This is a genomic window from Acidiferrimicrobium sp. IK (assembly GCF_025499425.1).
Classification (GTDB): domain Bacteria; phylum Actinomycetota; class Acidimicrobiia; order Acidimicrobiales; family Palsa-688; genus Acidiferrimicrobium.
Window position 1 is genome coordinate 70,136 of sequence record NZ_JAIMCB010000001.1, and the last position, 19,054, is coordinate 89,189.

General features: G+C 73.1%; 14 protein-coding genes and 1 pseudogene. 3 read left to right on the forward strand and 12 right to left on the reverse strand.

Translation table 11 applies throughout. The features are described 5' to 3' along the window. Positions 1-1,539 (reverse strand): MFS transporter, encoded by a 1,539-nt coding sequence (locus K6U06_RS00370; RefSeq protein WP_262319897.1) that lies wholly within the window; start codon positions 1,537-1,539, stop codon positions 1-3. A gap of 225 nt (positions 1,540-1,764) precedes the next feature. On the opposite strand from K6U06_RS00370, the gene K6U06_RS00375 reads away from it, so the two are divergent. Then, positions 1,765-3,426, forward strand: coding sequence for a protease pro-enzyme activation domain-containing protein (locus tag K6U06_RS00375; RefSeq protein WP_262319898.1), 1,662 nt, complete (start codon positions 1,765-1,767; stop codon positions 3,424-3,426). Here the strand turns inward: K6U06_RS00375 and K6U06_RS00380 are convergent. From K6U06_RS00380 to K6U06_RS00390, 3 genes and pseudogenes are all read right to left on the reverse strand, one after another. Further along, on the reverse strand, positions 3,416-4,459 hold the full coding sequence (locus K6U06_RS00380) for a threonine aldolase family protein (RefSeq protein WP_410050940.1): 1,044 nt from the start codon (positions 4,457-4,459) through the stop codon (positions 3,416-3,418). The two genes, K6U06_RS00375 and K6U06_RS00380, sit on opposite strands and share 11 nt — an antisense overlap. A 52-nt stretch (positions 4,460-4,511) precedes the next feature. After that, a pseudogene (locus K6U06_RS00385) lies at positions 4,512-6,653 on the reverse strand (MMPL family transporter); the annotation flags it as partial. 57 nt (positions 6,654-6,710) lie between these two features. Further along, on the reverse strand, positions 6,711-7,103 hold the full coding sequence (locus K6U06_RS00390; RefSeq protein WP_262319900.1) for a winged helix-turn-helix transcriptional regulator: 393 nt from the start codon (positions 7,101-7,103) through the stop codon (positions 6,711-6,713). A 116-nt stretch (positions 7,104-7,219) separates the two neighbouring features. Between K6U06_RS00390 and K6U06_RS00395 the strand changes: the two genes are divergently transcribed. After that, complete coding sequence (locus tag K6U06_RS00395) at positions 7,220-7,798, forward strand: DoxX family protein (protein ID WP_262319901.1); 579 nt, start codon at positions 7,220-7,222, stop codon at positions 7,796-7,798. Positions 7,799-7,824: 26 nt separating this feature from the next. On the opposite strand, the gene K6U06_RS00400 is transcribed toward K6U06_RS00395, so the two are convergent. Then, positions 7,825-8,811: an ERCC4 domain-containing protein gene (locus tag K6U06_RS00400; protein WP_262319902.1), complete on the reverse strand. Its 987-nt coding sequence runs from the start codon at positions 8,809-8,811 to the stop codon at positions 7,825-7,827. Between the two features lie 53 nt (positions 8,812-8,864). On the opposite strand from K6U06_RS00400, the gene K6U06_RS00405 reads away from it, so the two are divergent. Next, positions 8,865-10,004 carry a zinc-binding dehydrogenase gene (locus K6U06_RS00405; RefSeq protein WP_262319903.1) on the forward strand — a complete coding sequence of 380 codons (1,140 nt, stop codon included), beginning with the start codon at positions 8,865-8,867 and terminating at the stop codon, positions 10,002-10,004. A 3-nt stretch (positions 10,005-10,007) separates the two neighbouring features. On the opposite strand, the gene K6U06_RS00410 is transcribed toward K6U06_RS00405, so the two are convergent. The 7 genes from K6U06_RS00410 to K6U06_RS00440 form a co-directional block, all read right to left on the reverse strand. After that, positions 10,008-11,486: a polysaccharide deacetylase family protein gene (locus tag K6U06_RS00410; protein WP_262319904.1), complete on the reverse strand. Its 1,479-nt coding sequence runs from the start codon at positions 11,484-11,486 to the stop codon at positions 10,008-10,010. A 46-nt stretch (positions 11,487-11,532) separates the two neighbouring features. After that, the gene (locus K6U06_RS00415; RefSeq protein WP_262319905.1) at positions 11,533-12,474 is read right to left on the reverse strand and encodes an alpha/beta fold hydrolase; all 942 of its coding nucleotides are present in this window, start codon (positions 12,472-12,474) and stop codon (positions 11,533-11,535) included. 9 nt (positions 12,475-12,483) lie between these two features. Next, entirely contained in the window at positions 12,484-13,503 is a 1,020-nt protein-coding gene (locus tag K6U06_RS00420) for a glycosyltransferase family 4 protein (protein ID WP_262319906.1), read from the reverse strand. After that, the gene (locus K6U06_RS00425) at positions 13,503-14,804 is read right to left on the reverse strand and encodes a glycoside hydrolase family 130 protein (RefSeq protein ID WP_262319907.1); all 1,302 of its coding nucleotides are present in this window, start codon (positions 14,802-14,804) and stop codon (positions 13,503-13,505) included. Before K6U06_RS00425 ends, K6U06_RS00420 begins: the two co-directional genes overlap by 1 nt. Next, positions 14,801-15,808: a hypothetical protein gene (locus tag K6U06_RS00430; RefSeq protein ID WP_262319908.1), complete on the reverse strand. Its 1,008-nt coding sequence runs from the start codon at positions 15,806-15,808 to the stop codon at positions 14,801-14,803. Before K6U06_RS00430 ends, K6U06_RS00425 begins: the two co-directional genes overlap by 4 nt. Continuing rightward, positions 15,805-16,947, reverse strand: coding sequence for a glycosyltransferase (locus tag K6U06_RS00435; protein ID WP_262319909.1), 1,143 nt, complete (start codon positions 16,945-16,947; stop codon positions 15,805-15,807). The genes K6U06_RS00430 and K6U06_RS00435 overlap by 4 nt, the downstream gene beginning before the upstream one ends. Positions 16,948-17,136: 189 nt before the next feature. Continuing rightward, positions 17,137-19,047, reverse strand: coding sequence for a ribonuclease H-like domain-containing protein (locus K6U06_RS00440; RefSeq protein WP_262319910.1), 1,911 nt, complete (start codon positions 19,045-19,047; stop codon positions 17,137-17,139). Positions 19,048-19,054: the final 7 nt, after the last annotated feature.

Below are 19,054 nucleotides of genomic sequence, written 5' to 3' on the forward strand. Positions count from 1 at the left end.
TCAGGCCATCTCCGCGCCGATCGGCGGGGTGTCGACCTGGTCGGCCGCCGAGCGCTCAGGCGCTGTGGTGCCCCGCGGCGCGGAGCCGAGCGCCGGGACGATCAACGAGCTGAGGAAGGCGACGACGCACAGCCCGGCGGCGACCACGAACGCGATGCTGTAGCCGGAGGTCAGCGCGGCGTGGTTCGCGTCGCCGTGCCTGAGCAGGGAGGAGGTCCGGTCGATGGCGACGGTCGCCAACACCGCTAGGCCGAGCGAACCGCCGACCTGGCGGGACGTGTTGAGCACCCCCGACGCCAGGCCGGCCTCCGAGTAGTGCACACCCGAGGTGGCCGCCGACGCCAAGGGGGTGAACAGCAGCCCGAGGGCCAGCGAGATGAGGCAGCCAGGCCCGAAGATGTGGCTCCAGTACCCGCTGTGCGCGTCGATCGCGGACAGCCACAGGAACCCGCCCGCGGCCAGGAGGGTGCCGGCGACCAGCCCGGGCCGGACTCCGACGCGCGACAGCATGCGAGCCGAGACCTGCGCGCCGACGATGATCGCGACGGCCATCGGTACGAAGGCCATGCCGGCCTTCAAGGCGCCGTAGCCGAGGACGTTTTGCAGGTACAGCGACATGAAGTACCAGAAGGCGAAGAACGCGGCGCCCACGAGGAACATCACCAGGTTGGCACCCGACACCGCCCGGGACCGGAACAGCCGGAACGGGACCAGCGGCGTCGCGGCCACCCGGAGCTGAATCACCGCGAACACCGCAAGCAGCACTGCGGCGACCGCCAGGATCGCAAGGGTGCGGGTCGACCCCCACGGGTGGGTGTCGGTCCCGACGATCGCGTAGATGAGCGCGCCGAGACCCGCGGTGACGGTGACTGCGCCGGCGATGTCGAGCCTGGGCTTGCGTCCGCTCTGCCCGACCGCGGCGGTCGCGCCGGCCGGGCGGCGGGCCTCGGTCAGGTAGGTCAGCGCCGCGAACATGGCCGCCGCCCCGATCGGGATGTTGACGAACAGCACCCACCGCCACGAGATCCCCGCGGTCAGCACCCCGCCGAGGATGGCCCCCGCAGCGCCGCCGGCCCCGGCCACCGCCGACCAGATGCCGAGGGCCTTGGCCATCCGGGCCCCGGAGAAGGTGGTCACGATGATCGTCAGCGTCGCCGGCGACAGGAACGCCCCGCCGACCCCCTGCGCGGCCCGGGCCGCGGTCAGCCAGGCCGTGGTCTGGGCGAACCCGCCGACCAGGCTGGCCAAGGTGAACAGCCCCAACCCGAACATGTACACCCGTCTCCGCCCGAACAGGTCGGCGGCCCGGCCGCCGAGCAGCAGGAACCCGGCGAAGGTCAGGACGTACGCGTTGACCACCCACTGCAGGCCCGTCGGGCTGTAGTGCAGGTCCCGACCGATCGACGGGAGGGCCACGTTGACGATCGACACGTCCAGCACGACCATGAACTGCGCGACGCACGCGATCGCCAGGATCACCCAGTCCGGGACCTTCCGGCCGGTGGGCGTGGGGGCGTCTGCGGTGTGCGGGTCGGTCATGGCGGCGGGGGCCCCTCGGTGGTCGTCGGCTGATGATCGGTGCCGGGTGTGCAACCGCGGCGGGTCGCGAATTCTTCCTGACCCGCTCAGCGGGACGGCTGCGCCCGCCCGGTCCCCGCGCTCGGAAACGGGGGAGGGACAGGCCGGGAGCCCGGCGAACAGTAGGCCCAGACAGTAGGTCGGACGGTCCGTGCGACGCACGGGAATTGAGCTCAGGAGACGGTGATGATCGCGAAGCACCTCGGGCCGGTACTCGGAGCGTCGATGCTCGGCGCGCTGCTGGTCCCCGCCCTGGCGGGGACCGCCGCCGCGTCGGCGACCGGATGGGTGGCGACGGCCACGCAGGCCCTGCCGACGGCCGGGCTGACCGACCTGGGCCCGCTGGCGGGGTCGACTCCGATGACTGTCACCGTGGCCCTCGACCTACGCGACCGGCCGGCGCTGGACTCCGACATCGCCCGGGGCACGATCCTCACCTCCGACCAGTTCGACCAGCAGTTCGCCCCGACCGCCGGCGAGGTGTCCCAGGTCGAGGGGTACCTGCAGCACGCCGGCTTGAACCCAACGTCTGTCAGCGCCAACAACGTCTTGATCACCGCGTCGGGGACCGCGGGCGCGGTCGAGGCCGCGTTCGACACCGCCATCCACTCCTTCGCCGGCGCCGGCCACGCCGGCTACGCCAACACCGCCCCGGCGAGCGTCCCCTCCACTCTGGGGGGAGTCGTGGGATCCGTGCTCGGACTCGACACGCTGACGGTGATGGTCCCGACCACCCGGCACGCGGCGGCCGCCAACCCGCCATCCAGCTGCGCCGTTCCCGGCGTCGGATATCCCTGCACCTACAACCCGCAGGGGCTCCAGGCGGCCTACGACGCCACCACCGCTCCCACCGGCGCCAAGTCGTCGATCGCCATCTTCGCCGAAGGCGACCTGTCCCAGGTGGTCAAGGATCTGCGCCAGGAGGAGACGGCCAACGGGCTGCCCCAAGTGCCGGTGTCGATCGTCCCCACCGGGATCGCCAGCTCCGACACCTCCGGCGCGGACGAGTGGGACCTCGACACGCAGTACTCGACGGGGATGGCCCAGACGGTCAAGCGCCTCTACATCTACGACGCCACCAGCCTCACCGACGCGGACACCGCCAGGGAGTTCAACGCCTTCGTCACCCAGCACGTCGCGCAGGCCGCCAGCGCCAGCTTCGGTGAATGCGAGTACGGCGCCTACCTGGACGGGGCGATGCTCGCCGACGACGAGACCTTCGCTCAAGCGGCGGTGCAAGGCCAGACGGTGTTCGCCTCCGCCGGGGACACCGGCGGGTTCTGTCCGGTAGCCCCGAACAACGGGGTACCCGTCGGCGTGCCCGACGTCAACTACCCGGCGTCGTCGCCCTACGTCGCGTCGGTCGGAGGAACCACCCTGGTCACCAACAGCGACGGGAGCTACAACACCGAGGCGGCCTGGGTCGGCGGCGGCGGCGGGGTCAGCCTGTTCGAGTCGGCGCCGGCGTGGCAGGGCAGCGACGGCGTGACCGGGGCGGTGCTGCCGACGGCCTGCGCGGTGCAGGGATGCGGCCGCACCGTGCCCGACGTCGCCAACGACGCCGACCCCAACAGCGGCGCCAACGTCTACGTCGCCGGCACGCCGACCGCGGTGGGAGGCACCAGCCTGTCGTCGCCTCTCACCCTCGGGGTGTGGGCCCGTATGGAGTCGGCCAAGGGCAACGGCCTCGGGTTCGCGTCCCCGCTGCTCTACAAGGCCAACGGGACCGCGGCGTTCCACGACGTGACCCTGGGAGACACCGGCCCGTACCCGGCCACGCCCGGCTACGACCTGGCGACGGGGATCGGCTCCTTCGACGTGGCCCAGGCGGTCAAGGTCATCGGCTGACCGCCCGGCGGAGGGCGTCGGCCATGGCCGCCACGTCCCCCTCGGTGGTGTCGAACGAGCACACCCAGCGCACCTCGCCTCGGGCGTGGTCCCAGTCGTAGAACGCGAACGTCTTGCGCAGCCGGTCCGCCACGCCCGGCTCGAGGACGACGAATACGGCGTTGGCCTCGACCGGCTGAGTGATCTGGACGCCCGGCAGGTCGCGCACCCCCGCCGCCAGCCGGGCCGCCATGTCGTTGGCGTGGCCGGCGGAACGCAGCCACAAGTCGCCCTCGAAGAGGGCCAGGAGCTGCGCCGAGACGAAACGCATCTTCGACGCCAACTGCATGTCCATCTTGCGCAGGTAGTCCAGACCCCGGATCGTCGGGTCCAGCACGACGATGGCCTCGGCGCCGAGCAACCCGTTCTTCGTGCCGCCGAGCGAGACGATGTCCACTCCGGCGTCGGTGGTGGCCTCCCGCAGCCCGACGCCCAGCGCGGCGCACCCGTTGGACAGGCGGGCGCCGTCCATGTGGACCTTCAGGCCGAGGCTGTGCGCGTGGTCGCAGACCGCCCGCAGCTCCTCCAGGCTGTACACGGTGCCCAGCTCCGTCGACTGGGTCAGCGAGACGACCGCCGGCTGCGCCCGGTGCTCGTCGCCGAACCCCCAGGCCTGGCGGTCGATCAGCTCGGGGGTCAGCTTGCCGCCGGGCGCGTCGACGGTGAGCAGCTTGATTCCTGCCACCCGCTCCGGGGCGCCGTTCTCGTCGGTGTTGATGTGAGCCGACGCGGCGCACACCACCGCGCCCCAGCGGGGAATGGAGGCCTGCAGGCTGAGCACGTTGGCGCCGGTGCCGTTGAACACCGGGAAGGTCTCGGCGTGGTCGCCGAAGAGACCCCTGACCACCTCGCGGAACCGGTCAGTGTAGGGGTCGGCGCCGTAGCTGGTGACGTGGCCGCCGTTGGCGCCGGCCAGGGCGTCGAGGACCTCGGGGTGCGCCCCCGCGTAGTTGTCGGACGCGAAGGTCCGCCGGCTTCGATCGTGGAGCGCCATGCAGGCAGTATGGCCGAGGCGGCGGCGGCCGCCCCATCCACCGAGGCAGGTACCAGTTCCACCGTCCGAGCAGCGCCATGGACGATGGGAGCAGCACGAGGCGCACGACCGTCGCGTCGATGAGCACGGCCGCGGCCAGAGCCACCCCCAGCTGCTTGAAGATGATCTCGTTCAAGGTGGCGAACACCGAGAACACCGCGACCATCACCACCGCCGCGCTGGTGATCACCCCCGCCGTCGACGTGACCCCGGCGCTCACCGCGTCCCTGGTCGGCAGGCCCCGATCGTGACCCTCCCTGATGCGGCTCAGGATCAAGACGTGGTAGTCCATCGACAGCCCGAACAACACGACGAAGAGGAACAGCGGGAGCCAGTCGATGACCCCGCCCACGTCCTGGGCGTCTAGCAGCGAGCGCAGGTGACCGTCTTGGAAGATGAACACGGTGACCCCGTAGGCGGCTCCGACTGACAAGACGTTCAACGCGATGGTCAACAACGGGATGACCAGCGAACGGAACGTCACGAGCAGCAGGACGAAGGCCAAGCCGAGCACGAACGCGAACACCAGCACCAGATGGGACTTCATCACCTGGTTGAAGTCCACCGACGCGGCGGTGGTCCCCATCACGTACGCCTTCGCCCCGGGGGCCGCCCCGATCGTCGAGGGGAGGACCTGGCCCCGCAAGGTCGCCAGCGCCGCGGTGGACGGCCGGTCGGTGCCGCTGCCGGCCAGCGAGATGGTCACCGCCGCCACCGTGCGGTCGGGGCTGACGACCTCCACGATCGGCCCGGCCATCTGCCCGGACGCCAGCGCCGCCTTGGTCATCGCCGAGATCCCGGCCTGCACATCGGCGCCGGTCACGTCCCGGGCTTTGACCACCACCACCGCCGAGGTGGGGGCGCCGGGGAACGCGGCCTGGATCCGGTCGAAGGTGGCCATGATCGGGAGGTTGCGGGGAAGGCCGACCGTGCCGGGGTCGACGGTGCGCATCCCAAGCGCCGGCACCGCGATCACGAGCAGCAGCCCGCAGGACAGCGCAGCGGACCACACCGGTCGGCTGAGCACCCGGCCGACCACGGCCCTCCACAACCGCGACTGGCCTTCCCGGCGCCGGCGGGCGATGACCGGCACCCCGCCCCGCTCGACGCCGTCGCCGAGCTTCGACATCACCGCCGGCAACACCGTGACCGAGCCGATGATGGCCACCGCCACCACCAGCATGGTCCCCACCGCCAGCGAGGTGAACACCGCATTGCCGGCGAGCAGCATCCCCGCCATCGCGGTCATCACGGTCAGCCCGGAGACCAGCACCGCCCGCCCGGAGGTCGCCGCGGCGCGAGCCAGCGCGCTGGCGCTGTCCAGGCCGGCGTGGCGCTCCTCGAGCTTGCGGCGCAGGTAGAACATCGAATAGTCCACCCCGACGGCGAGCCCGATCAGCAACACCACCGGCCGGATGGTGCCTTGGGCCATCGGGACCAGATGCGACACCGGGCCGATCAGGCCCAGCGCGCCGAGCACCGCGGTCAGGCCGAGGAGCAACGGGACGCCAGCGGCGACGACCGCGCCGAACGCCACGAGCAGCACCAGCAGGGTGATCGGCAGCGACGTGTGCTCGGCGCGGGTGAAGTCGCCGTCGAACGCCTTGAGCAGCGCCTTGTTGGCGCTCGCGGCGCCGAACTCCTCGATCCGCAGCTGCGGGTAGGCCGACGCGGTGGCCGCGGTGGCGGCCAGCGCGCCTTGGACGTTGGTGACGGCCTGGTTGCTGTCGCCCGCCACCTGGAAGGTGACCAGCATGGAGCGGTCGTCGGCGGAGCGCAGGCCGGCGCCGGCCGCGGTGAGCGGCGACTGGATCGCCCCGACGGTCGGGACCCGCTGCAGCCGGGCGATCAGCGCGGCGATGGCCTGCTCGTAGACCGGGTCGCCGATTCGCACCGCGCCCCGCCCCTGCACCAGCACCTGCTCGGTGGAGTGGTACGGGAACGCCTGCTCGTAGACGCGGGCCGCGGTGGCGGAGGACCCGTTGCCCATCTGGACGTCGGTGAGGCTGCGCTGACCGACGACCCCCCCGAGCAGGTAGGCGCCGACCACGAACGCCAGCCAGCCGAGGATCGCCCACCGCCGGTGACGGGCGCTCCACCCGGCCGACGACGCAGCCAGGTTGGTCCGTGTCGAGGGGGAATGGGACCCGCTCATGCCACCAGGCTGCGCCGGGCCGGGGGTGCGGGGAAGGGCCGAAGGTCCCGTCGATGGTCAGTCGGGCAGGCAGCCGCCCGAGCGCGCGTCGTAGCGGACCCGGGCCGCGTCGATGTCGCCCAGGTGAGCGTCGGCCCATTCGACCAGCGGGGTCACCGCCTCCAGCAGGGTCCGTCCGGTGGCGGTCAGGTCGTAGTCGACCCGGGGCGGCACCACCGGGTGGACGGTACGGGTGACCAGCCCGTCGCGCTCCAGGCTGCGCACCGTCACGGTCAGCATCCTGGGGGTGATCCCGTCGATGGCCCGCTGCAGTTCACCGAAGCGCATGGTGCCCCCGCCGAGGAGCGAGACGACATAGAGCGACCACTTGTCGCCCACTCGGTCGAGGATCTCCCGGGCCCGGCATCCGGAATTGGCGGTAGCGGCGTTGGGGGCTCGTGGCGTCGGCACGGGTGGCTCCAAGCAGGCGAGGCGGGCACGGATTTCCGGCGTCGCTCAAGGTTACGTAAGGTAATCCAGTTACTCTAAGGAAGTATAACGGTAAGCCAAGTGAAAGGGGCCCTCCTGTGGCCGTCTCCCGCAACCTCGTCCTCCTCGCGGCCCGCTCGGTCGTAGGCGGCTACCTGGCCGCTCACGGCGCCCAGAAACTGTTCGGTTCCTTCGACGGCCCGGGCATCGACGCCGCCGCCGGCGGGTTCGAGCACCTCGGGCTCAAGCCCGGCAAGGTGTTCGCCCGCCTGGCCGCCGTCTCCGAGCTCGCCGGTGGCGCGCTCACCGCGGCCGGCGCGGCGGCGCCGCTAGGCCCGGTCGTCCTGGCCGGCACCATGGCAGTGGCGTCGGCCACCCACCGGGCCAACGGCCCCTTCGCCGCTAAAGGCGGTTACGAGCTCGCGCTGACCGACTTCGCGGCAGCGGCGGCGCTCGGTGTCGCCGGCCCGGGGCGCTTCTCGGTCGACGGGCTGCTCGGCCGGCGGCTGCCGGCCTCGCTGCGACGCCTGGTCGTCGCCGGGGCGGTGGCCGTGAGCGGCGCCAGCCTGGCGATGGTGCTTCGGGCCAAGCCGCCCGCAGCCCCCGCGGCCTCCGACGCGGTACCCGAGCCCGAGCCCGCACCCCCGGTCGGTGCCAGCAGCGAAGCCGGGAAGTAGCGAGGGCGCAAAGTGGAGGCCGAGCGTCACTCCTCGAGCGGCGCCCGGCTCCGGGCGTACACGGCGTGGACCTCCGGGCGCAGCCGTCCCCGGTCGGGGACCTGCAGGCCGTTGGCGCGCGCCCAGGCCCGGACCTCGGCGGTTGTCGCCTCCGGCGCGGCCGGCCCGGTCGCCGTCTCGGGGCTCGGGCCGAGACCGATCGCGGCGAGCGCCGGCGCTTCGCTGTCAGCCCACGCGTACGCCGCAGCGAGGAACCGGTAGGTCCACTCTTCCGCCATCCTCCGGTTCTCGGCGAACACGATCGGGACGTTCGGCCAGCGGACCTGAAGTTCGGCTACGGCGTCGGCGATCACCGCCGGGCGTACCTGGGTCAGGGCGAAGATGGCGGCGTAACGGTCCTCGACGATCACCGCGGCCCGCGGTAGCGCAGCCAGCTCCCCGAGCGCGAACCGCAGCCGCCCGCTCGTCACGCTCGACGCCAGGTCGGGCATTGATTTGCGCTCGACGGAGGCCACGAGGGTCCCGCCGTGCGCCACGCCGTAGTCGCCGCAGGGGAGCGCCCGCTTGACCACCGTCGCCTGCTGCGCGCTGAAGCGGTAGGGGTAGCGCTCGTGGGCGTCGGCCAGGATCTCCAGCCCGGCCACGCCGGCCGCTCGTGCGGTGGGCAGCCGCACGTCGGGCCGGGCCTGCTTGCGGGTCCGGGGAGACTGCCAGAAGACGACGTCGCGGCCGCGGGCCCGGGTGAAGACGATCTGCGATCGCTGCTCGCGGCCCCGGTCGGCCACCACGTCGATCGCGGCCCCCCGGCGGGCCAAGGCCCGCAACGCGATCCGCTCCACCAGCTCGGGCTCCTGCGGCCACTCCGAGCGGGCCACCGGGTGGCAGTAGACGGCCGTGGTCCTCGGCCAGGTGTCTTTGACCCGGAACACCAGGCCGTCCCCGAGCGGCACCAGCAACAGGTACGGGAGCGTCGACGCGGCGTCGGGGTTCCTGGCGAGGAGCAACTCGTCCATCGAGTCCATTGTGCCGGAGTTAGCGTCGGGCCATCGTCCAACGAGGGAGCCCCATGTCACTGTCACCAGTACCCACCCACGCGCTGCAGCTGCGGTCGCTGGTGAGCGACGCGGGAGCCGTCGAGCTGTCGCTCGAGGAGGTGGAGGTCCCGACCCCCCGCGACGGGCAGGTCCTGATCCGGGTCGAGGCCACGCCCATCAACCCCTCCGATCTGGGCCTGCTCCTCGCCGGCGCGGACATGACCCAGGCCACCTCCGGCGGCACCCCGGAGCGCCCGGTGGTCACCGCTGCGCTGTCCCCGGGCGCGCAGCGCGCCGCTCGGGCCCGGGTCGGCCAGTCGCTGCCGGTCGGCAACGAGGGGGCCGGCACCGTCGTCGCGGCCGGTGCGTCCGACGCGGCCCAGGCGCTGGTCGGCAGGGTGGTGGCCGTCGCCGGCGGGGCGATGTACTCGCAGTACCGCTGCGTCGACGCCGCCGCGTGCCTGCCGCTGCCCGAAGGGGCGCAGGCCAGGGACGGCGCGGCGTCGTTCGTCAACCCGATGACCGTCCTGGCCATGGTCGAGACCATGCGAGGCGAGGGTCACCGGGCGCTGGTGCACACCGCGGCGGCCTCCAACCTGGGCCAGATGCTCAACCGGGTGTGCATCGAAGACGGCATCCCGCTGGTCAACATCGTCCGCTCCGACGCCCAGGCCGCGCTGCTGCGCGACCAGGGGGCGACCTACGTGTGCGACTCGACGTCGCAGGCGTTCATGGACGAGCTGACCGCCGCGCTGGCCGAGACCGGCGCCACCATCGCGTTCGACGCGGTCGGCGGCGGGTCGCTGGCCAGCCGCATCCTGGCGTGCATGGAGGCCGCCGCCAGCGCCGGGAAGGAGTTCAGCCGTTACGGGTCCGATGTCCACAAGCAGGTGTACATCTACGGCGGCCTGGACCGCCGGCCCACCGAACTGACCCGCAGCTTCGGGATGGCGTGGGGGGTGGGTGGCTGGCTGCTCACACCGTTTTTGATGAAGGCAGGGTCGGAGAAAGTGGCGGAGATGCGCGGGCGGGTGGGCGCCGAGCTGACCACCACCTTCGCCAGCAGCTACACCGACGAGGTGAGCCTGGCCGGGGCACTGCAGCTCGACGCCATCGCGGTCTACGGCCTTCAGGCCACCGGGAAGAAGTACCTGATCAACCCGAACGCCTGACGGTCAGGGAGCGGGGCGCTCGGCGTAGAGGGCGTAGCCGGCGCCGGTCGCCCCGATCCCGACGAAGGTGTCGGCGCCGGTCTGGGCTCCCCGGCTCCCGTAGAACGGCGCGTCGAACGTGAACACGCCGCCGTCCGCGGCGGCCATCGCGTACCCGTCGCCGTCGGCGGCCATCCCGACGACCGGCTTGTTCAGCGCGACGCTGCCGAGCGAACCCCGGAACGGGGCGTCGCCGAACTGGAAGATCCCGCCGTCGGCGGCGACCAGCCAGTAGCCGTGCCCGGAGGGGGTGGACGCGACGCCGACCACCGGCTTGTTGAGGTGCACGTTGCCGGTGCTGCCGTAGAACGCGGCGTCGCCGAAGTCGAACACGCCGCCGTCGGACGCGACGAGCCAGTAGCCGTGCCCGGAGGGGGTGGACGCGATGCCGACGATCGGCTTGTTGAGGTGCACGTTGCCGGTGCTGCCGTAGAACGCGGCGTCGCCGAAGTCGAACACGCCGCCGTCGGACGCCACGAGCCAGTAGCCGCCGCCGTCGGGTGTCGCCGCCATGGCGACCACCGGCTTGTTGAGCGCCCGGCCGGCGAGGGAGCCGTAGTCGGGCGCGTCGCCGGTCGTGAACACCGCCCCCGCCGAGGTCACCAGCCAGCCGCCCTGACCGTTCCCGGCGGTGGCGCCGCCGACGGTCCGGTACGGGCCGGGCGCTACCGTGCCTCCCGCCGCGGTGTCACTGCCGAAGCCGTACGCCGCCCCCTGGTGGTTGTCGGACCCGCAGATCGACACGAGGGTGTAGCCGGCGGCCCGCAGGCCGGTGATGATCTGGGGTAGCGCGGCGACGGTGTTCGACCGGTCGCCTCCCCCGTCGTGCAAGTCGACGACCGCACCCGGGAACGCGGCGCCGACCACCGAGCGGACGATCGCCCCGGCGTTCGGGGCGGACCAGTCGCGGGGGTCGACCGAGTACGACATGGGCTCCAGCCCCAAGCCGGCGACGGTGCGCACCACTGTCGGGTTCCACGCGTTGTAAGGCGGGCGGAGGCAGCTGGGCGCGTGGCCGGTGGCGGCGATGATCGCCGACTGCGTGGCGGTGGCCTGGGCTGAAACCTGACCGGCGGTGAGGGTGGCCAGGTCCGGGTGGCTCCAGGTGTGGTTCTCGACCGGGTACCCGCCAGCGGCCTCCGCGGCGGCGTACTGCGGGTATCTGGCTACGTTCTCGCCGATGTCGAAGAACGTGGCCGGCGCGTGGTACTGCTCGAGCACGCTCAGCACCTGCGGGGTGGACGGCCCGGGGCCGTCGTCGAAGCTGAGCGCCACCACCCGCTGGCCGGCGTAGCCGGCGTCGCCGGGGGCGTCCGCCACCAGCGCCCCGACGCCTGCCGCCTCGGCGCCGGCGAAGCCCCGCGCCGGGCCGGCTGCCGCGCCCGCCGGTGCGGCGGCGAGCAGCAGCGCCGTGATCCCCAATGTTGCCCCTGTCCGCGACACGCCCCGAGTATGGGCTGGCGCCAGCCGCCGCCGCCAAAGCGGCAGGTCACCGGCCGGCGGTGGGCTCCTCGGCGGGGTCGCCCGGCGCGGCGATCAGCAGCCGGCGCCACCGGTCGGCGTCGACCGCGGCCGGGTCGGTGGTGGCCAGGAAGTCCTCGATGACCTCGGCGAGGCGGTCGGGGGCCTCCACCGGGAGGAAGTGGCCGACCCCCTCGAAGATCTCCAGCCGGCTGCCCGGGACGAGCTCGTGGGCGGAGCGGGCGTGGGCCACCGGGATGACGGTGTCGCGCTCCCCCCACACGATCATGGTCGGGATCTCACCGGCCAGGTACAGCCTGTCGCGGGCGCTCACCCGCTGCCCCGCCACGTCGATCACCGAGCGGACGGTGTGCAGGAACGCTCGCTGCGCCTCGGCGTCGGTGAGGCCCCGGTAGGTGGACCAGATCTCGGCCAGGATCGGGTCGGGGCGCACCCCGAACCGCCCGAGCCAGCGAGCGGCCCGGTCCAGCGGGCCGTGGATGTGGCGGGTCAACACCACCGGCAGCAGGTACTCCGCCCCCGGGCCGGCGATCAGCCGCAGCCACGGGCTGACCTCCTTGCCGAGGCCGCCGCTCGATATGAGCACCAGCCGTTCGCAGCGGTCCGGGAACTGGTAGGCGAACTGCATCGCCACCCCGCCGCCGAGGGAGTGGCCGACGATCGTCGCGGCGGGGATGTCGAGGGCGGTCATCAGGTCCCTGACGCCGCTGGCGTAGGCGCCCAGGCTGTAGTCGCCGCGGGGTTTGGCCGACCCGCCGTGGCCGAGCAGGTCGACGGCGATGACCAGATGGTGCTCGGCCAGGGCGGGGACCACCGACGCGAACGTGGCCGAGCTCTCGGCGATCCCGTGGATCATCACCACCGCCGGGCCCGACCCGGCCCGCCGGTACGCCACCTGGTGGCCGTGGATCGAGATGTGCTGCAACTGCGCGTGTCGGTCCTGGGGCACGTGCTCCTCCTACCCGGCGCGGGCCAGGATGGCCCGGTAGACCGCGAGGTACCCGTCTACCATGCGCCGCCGGCCGAAGCGGGCCACCGCCCGGCGGCGGATGGCGGGCCGGTCGAGAGCGGCGACGGAGTCCACCGCCCGCACCGCCTCGTCGGCGTCGCCGACGAGGAACCCGTCTCGGCCGTGCCCGATCAGCTCCGGCATCGATCCTCGCCGGTAGGCGACCACCGGGGTGCCGCTGGCCATGGCCTCCACCACGCTGAACCCGAACGGCTCCTCGAAGTCGATCAGGTGGAGCAGGGCGTGGGCCTCGCCGAGCAGCTCGCGGCGGGCGTCGGGACCGACCGGCCCGAGGTAGGACACGTTGACCCCGTCCACGTGGGGCGCGACCTCGGTTTCGAAGTACTCCCGGTCGGCGACGATCCCGGCGATGGTCAGCGGTCGCCCGGACCGGCGGGCGACGTCGATCGCCGCGGCGGTCCCTTTCTCCGGGTGGATCCGCCCGAAGAACAAAAGCCCTTCGCCCGGCGCCGGGTGGAGGGCGAAGGCGTCGGTGTCGATGCCGTGGTGGATCGTCGCCGCGTAGTCCAGCTTCGGGTGGCGATCCGAGTCGCTGATGGCCACGTAGTCGGTCCCGCGGTTGTACTTCTCGTAGACCGGAAGGATCCCTTCGCTGGAGAAGCCGTGCACGGTCGTGACCACCGGGGTCGACACCAGCGAGCTGTAGGTGAGCGGCAAGAAGTCGAAGCTGTTGTGGATGATGTCGAACTCGCCGGCCCGTTCGAACACCTCGCTCACGTGGAGGCACTCCCACACCTTGGCGTCGACGGGCGGTCCCGGTTCCTCGTAGCCGCGGGGCATCACCGAGGCCAGGCGCCCGGTAGTGAGCGAATCCCCGGACGCGAACAGGGTCACGTCGACCTCGGCCTCTACCAGCCCCTCGGTCAAAAGCGAAGCGAACTGCTCCCACGGACCGTAGTGACGCGGCGGGACCCGCCACGCCACGGGGGCCAGGACCGCGACTCGCATCATCGCAGGGCGGCCAGCAGATCGGGCAGGTGTACCGTCCCGACGGTGGTGACCCGGTCCCCGTAGGCGTACGGCAGGACCAGCGTCTCGCCGTGGAGCAACGCCCCGCAGGTGTACACGACGTTGGGCACGTAGCCCTCCCGTTCGGCCTGGTCGGCCGCCAGAAGCGGGTGGGGCAGCGAGGCGAGGACCCGGGAAGGGTCGTCCAAGTCGAGCAGCAGCGCCCCGAGCGAGTAGGCCCGCATCGGGCCCACACCGTGGGTCAGCGCCAGCCAGCCGTGGGGGGTCTCGATCGGGGACCCGCAGTTGCCGACTTGGACCAGCTCCCACGGTTGCTCGGCGCGATGCACCGGCCGGGGCGGGTCCCAGCGCCGGAGGTCGGACGAGGTGGCGACGGCGATGCTCTCCCTGTCCCAGCGCGACAGGGCGACGAACCGGCCGTGGACGCGCCGGGGGAACAGCGCCATCCCCTTGTCGGTGGCGGCTTTCCCCTCCAGCGCCACGACCTCGAAGGTGGCGAAGTCCGCGGTGGCGATGAGCTGAGGGGCGATCCGGGTGCCGTCGTAGGCGGTGTAGGTGGCGAAGTAGGTGACGGTCCCGTCGTCGTCGGCGAAGCGCACGAACCTGGCGTCTTCCATGCCCTGGGACTCCGCCCGCCCGTGGGGCTGGATGACCCTCTGGTCGATGGTCGTCGACGACGGGAACGTCCGGGTGTAGCCGGAGGCCGCGTCGCGGTCGTCGGCCGCCACCCGCCCGGTAGCGAGCGGTCCCTGCGGCGGGTCGACGCAGACCGAGCCGTCGGCGTGCACGGCACCGGTGCGGAACTCGATGGAGGAGATGTGACCCTCTCCGATCGCCCGCAAGCTGAGCACGACGCGCAGACCGCCGGCCGGCGCCCCCCGCTGGTCGGGGTGGGCGACCACGGACGGGTTGCAGAGGGCCGCGGCCTCCACGGCGTACTCCTTGGTCGCGTAGGCCCCGAGCAACATCCGCTGTCCGGACGTGAGGTCGCCGCCCGCGCCCCGGCGGTACCCGGCCCGTTCGAAGTGGTCGAGGAGGATCGCGGGCAGGTCGTGGTGGCGGCCGCCGAACCCGGCGAGCGTCTGGGCCAAGAGGGCCTCCGCGGCGGCGTCGCCCATGGCCAGGACCCGCTCCATGATCGGGTCGGCGCGGGAGTCGCCGCGGGTAAGTTCCTCGCCGGCGAGGAACAGCTGGGTGACGACCCGGCTCGGGTCCGGGCCCAGGCGCAGGCCGGAGCGCCGGACCAGGCCCGCCCCGGCGCCGGGGTCAGGGCCGGTCATCGGTTGGCGAGCTGGACCATCAGCCACGCGAGCGTCGACTCGGCCCCCTGGTTGCGGTTGGCCCCGCCGGCCTCCAAGCCGTCGAGACCGCCGCCCGTCGCCGGGTCGTGCATCGGCGTCGCGGCGTCGTTGTCGCCGAGGAACCAGGCCATGCAGCCGGCGCTGACCTGCAGCCACCCGCCGTCGCCGGTGACGGCGTGGGCGCGGACGCAGGCGTCGGCCAGCGCGGCGACCTCGATGGGCTGCTGATCGAACCCGGGGCGGGGCTCGCCGGGCCCCCACCCGCAGTGGGGGACGGGGGAGAGGTGCCCGCCGTCGGTCTGCGCGTCTACCAGCCAGCCGAGGAGGCGCAGCCCGTCCGCGACCGCGTCGCCGTCGTCGAGCGCGGCGCCGGCCGCGATGAGGGCTTCCGCCCACGCCGCGTTGGCGTAGCTCAAGCGGGCCTCCGGCCACGGCCACCCGTCGGCCGGCCCTGGGCGCCCGAGGGTCAAAGCGGCCCGGAGCACGGTGGTGGCGGCCGGGTCGCCGGGAACGGCGCGCAGCACCTGAGCGGCGCCGAGCGCGCCGAACGCGGTGGCTCTGGGCCACAGCGACCGGGCCCCGGCGGCGAGGGTGAAGCGGTCGAGGGCTTCGTCGCGCTGCCGTCGGGCGCCGCTGCCGGCGACGACCGATCCCAGGCCCCACAGGGCCCGCCCCCACCAGTCGCCGGTGCCTCGCTGATCCTCCCAGCGCCGGTCGTAGCCGAGGCGGTTGTGGCACGTGCCGTCCGGGCCCAACGCGTGGCTGACGAACGCCAGGTACCGGTCGGCGAGGGCCGCCAGGGCCGGTGACGGGTCCGGTGCCCGGCTGATGACGACCAGGCCCCGGGCGACGTCGTCCACGCAGTATCCGTGCTCCCGGCGGGGCAGGCAGCCGCGGGCGTGCTCGAAGAGGCCGGTGTCGTCGCTCAGCCGGAACAGATGCTCGAACGACACCGGCTCCCCCGGCTCGGGGGTGGGGGTCACGCGGGGACCGCCGCCGCGGCCTCCTGGAGTCGGGCGCTCAAGTCCCGGTAGCGCTCCGCTACCGCGGTCCAGGCCAGGTCGGAGGTCAACCCCTCGGCGGCCGCCCGCATGGAGGCGGCGACCCCCGGCCCGGTGAGGATGTGGCGGACCGCCGCCGAGATGGCCGCCGGGTCCCGGTGCCCGACGATCGTGCCGGCCCCGCCGGAGAGCAGCTCGACGGCGTGGGAGAAGCCGGTGGCCACCACCGGCCGTCGGGCGCTGACCGCCTCGATCAGCACGCCGGAGGTCACCTGGTCGGTGGAGTCGTAGGGGAGCACGACGACATCGGCGTCCCGGACCAGGGCGCCGAGGGTCGCCTGGTCGAGGTAGCGGTTGTCGAAGCGCAGCATGTGGCCGACGCCGAGGCGGTCGGCTCGGGCCTGGAGCATCTCCCGGTAGGACTCCCCCTGGCGCTCGACCACGTTGGGGTGGGTCTCCCCGGCGACGGTGTATTGCACCAGCGGCTCGATGTCGCGCAGCGTCGCGAGGGCGTCGATGACCCACTCGATCCCCTTGCCCGGCCCGAGCAGCCCCCACGTCAGGAGGGCCGACGCGCCACGCGCCGGGGCCGGCCCGGCCCGAACCCATTCGGTCGGGGCGCCGTGGGCGATCACCGTCACCTTGCCGGCGTCGACCAGGTAGCCGGCGAGCAGCCGGGCCCGGGCCGTTTCGGTCATGACCACAACGGCCGACGCGGCGCGCGCGACGTGCTCGAGGACCGTGCGCTGGTGGGCGGTCGGCTCCGACAAGACGGTGTGCAAAACGACGACCGACGGCACCCGCAGCCGGCGGATGACCTCGATGACCGACTCCCCGTCGTGACCTCCGTAGATGCCGTACTCGTGCTGGACGACGGCGACGCTGAAACGGTTGAGGGCCTCCGCGGCGGCGGCCTCGCCGGCTGTGTCGGTGGTCAAAAGCTCGCCGACGACCAACGGGGAAGCGGGGCTGCCGGCTCGCTCCGCGACGCGGACCACCCCGACCTCAGGCCGGTCGTCGCCGGCGGCGAGGGCGGCCATGAGCGACGCGCTGAAGCTGGCCAGGCCACACTGCGTGGGCGGAAAGGTGCTCAAGAAGCCGTAGGACTCTGCGGTCGGCAAGGCACATCCTCTTCGTTGGTGGATGTAGCCGCAGGGTCTGGGCGGCAGTGGTCGACGGCCACGGCCGGCTCGGGGAGGCGGCACGGCCGCGCGGGGCGGCCGGCATGGGCGTCTGCGACGTGTTGGTCGGGAGCAGCTGGGGCGGCAGAGCCTCGAAGACGAGGGCCGGGGGGCTTCCGAGTGGGAGCCCTACGCTACCACTCCCCGGGCGGCTGACCGCCCGGCCGGGCCGCTCGGGTCGAGCTGGTCCACACCCGGGCAGCCGCCGGCCCCGCCGGCCAGCCACTCCCGCAACGCCAGCGTGGCGGCCACGTCGCTGCCGTTGTACGCCAGCAGCCACTCTTGCGCGCCGATCGCGTCGGGGCCTTGCGCCGGGTCGGACGCGACGTCGTATTTGAGCATCGACTGGGCGCCGCCGGGGTCGTCCACGTCCCAGGAGAACTGGCACAGCGGCGCCACCGTCTTGAGCCCGGCCGAGGACCCGGTCAGCAGCTGGTCGTTGAACACCTTGAGCAAGTCGACCCACTCCTCCGACGCCAAGAAGGCGTCCACCTCCTCGGTCACGCCGAGGGCGGCGGCCAGCCGCCGCATCTGGCCGGTTTCCGCTGCCGCGTTGTAGCAGTACGCCCGGAAGCTCACGCCGCCGGCCACGGCGCGGGCCCGGACGTCCGACAGCCACGACCAGAAGTCGGCGAACAACGCGGTCTCGCTGCCCTCGTCGAGCCCCTGCCAGAGGGCGAAACCCCGGTAGCCGCAGGGGACCCCGGCCCGCCCGGTGCGGTCGGTGACCAGCGCTCCCCACAGGTACACGCCGTCTTCGACGTTTTCCATGTCGACGTCCACCTCGACGTCGCCTCTCGGGACCACGATCCCCGTCACCCCTCTGCGCCGGTACACCGGCCAGTCGCCGAGGGCCGCCCGGGCTCGGTCGATCTGCTCGGGGAGGTTGGGTGGCGGCTCGTCGCTGTACGCGGCGGTGCGGGTCGACAGGCCGCGGGCGTCGCCGACGGTCGACACGCCCGCGGCTCGCAGCGCGGCGGCCTGCGCGGGGCGCCGCCCGCCGATCGCCTGGTCGACGGGAGTGTCGTCGGGCAGCACGTCTATGGCCGCCATGAGCGGGGCCAGGTCGACCTTGCCGGCGACCAGCGTCGCGGTGCGATGGTCGAGGGCGGCCAGCGCGGCCCGGTCGGTGACGCCGTGAGCCCGGTGGATCCTCCACGACCGCCACCCGGTGTTGGGGAGCAGGCTGACGTCGCCGGCGCCGGCCTCGAGGACCTCCCCGCAGTGGACCCACCACGGGCAGGTGGCGCACTCGCCGATGCGCACCGGGAGCACCAGCGGCTCGACGAGCGGGTCGGCGCGGTGCTCGGCGGCCACCGCCATGATGTCGAGGCGGAAGTCGAACTCGAAGTCGTAGACCTCCATGGTCGTCCTGGTCTTCTGCTTGCCGGTCGACGACGGGGTCTTCCACAGCGCCTCGTCCAGGTCGTGCCACACCACGAACCCCTCGGTGCCGATGATCCCGCCGTGGCGGCCGTCGGCGGCGGCAACGCCGGCCGCTTCGAGCATCCGCTGGTAGTGGGCCAGCTGCAGCATGTCCGCCTTGTGCCGGCGGCCGGCGTGCTGCGTCAGCTCGCCGGCGGTCTCGTAGCCGGGGCGCTCGAGCGGGGCCCACCGGGCCCGGCGCGACCCGGCCGGCGCCTCCAGGCTGCGGTGACGCTTGATGTCGACGGCCCGGTAGCCGCCGCACCCGGCCCGGACCAGTAGGTCGGGCTCCCCGACCCGCCGGCCCGCCAGGTCGGTCGGCAGCCGGCCGCCGAGGATCAGCGCCGCCCCGGACGCCATGGCCGCGGAGGTGGCCGCCTCCCGCTCGTCGCGCGGCTGCGAGCTCAACACGACCGCGGCGGGGACCGCGGCCCTGATGGCGGCGGTGATCGAAGCCTCGTGGTCGGCGCCTAGATCGACGCGGCGCTGCGCCACCGGTGACAGCTCGAGGGGCGGGCAGGGCCGCAGCACGTCGAGCTGGGCCCGCACCGGGCAGCGCCGGGCCAGGTAGCCGCCCTGCGGGGGGACGAGCGACACGTCGCGCCTGGTTGCCACGACCTGA

Coding starts and splice junctions, on each gene's coding strand:
- K6U06_RS00370 (WP_262319897.1), bottom strand. CDS start 1,539: ATGACCGACCCGCACACCGCAGACGCCCCCACGCCCACCGGCCGGAAG.
- K6U06_RS00420 (WP_262319906.1), bottom strand. CDS start 13,503: ATGCGAGTCGCGGTCCTGGCCCCCGTGGCGTGGCGGGTCCCGCCGCGT.
- K6U06_RS00400 (WP_262319902.1), bottom strand. CDS start 8,811: ATGGACGAGTTGCTCCTCGCCAGGAACCCCGACGCCGCGTCGACGCTC.
- K6U06_RS00425 (WP_262319907.1), bottom strand. CDS start 14,804: ATGACCGGCCCTGACCCCGGCGCCGGGGCGGGCCTGGTCCGGCGCTCC.
- K6U06_RS00380 (WP_410050940.1), bottom strand. CDS start 4,459: ATGGCGCTCCACGATCGAAGCCGGCGGACCTTCGCGTCCGACAACTAC.
- K6U06_RS00405 (WP_262319903.1), top strand. CDS start 8,865: ATGTCACTGTCACCAGTACCCACCCACGCGCTGCAGCTGCGGTCGCTG.
- K6U06_RS00375 (WP_262319898.1), top strand. CDS start 1,765: ATGATCGCGAAGCACCTCGGGCCGGTACTCGGAGCGTCGATGCTCGGC.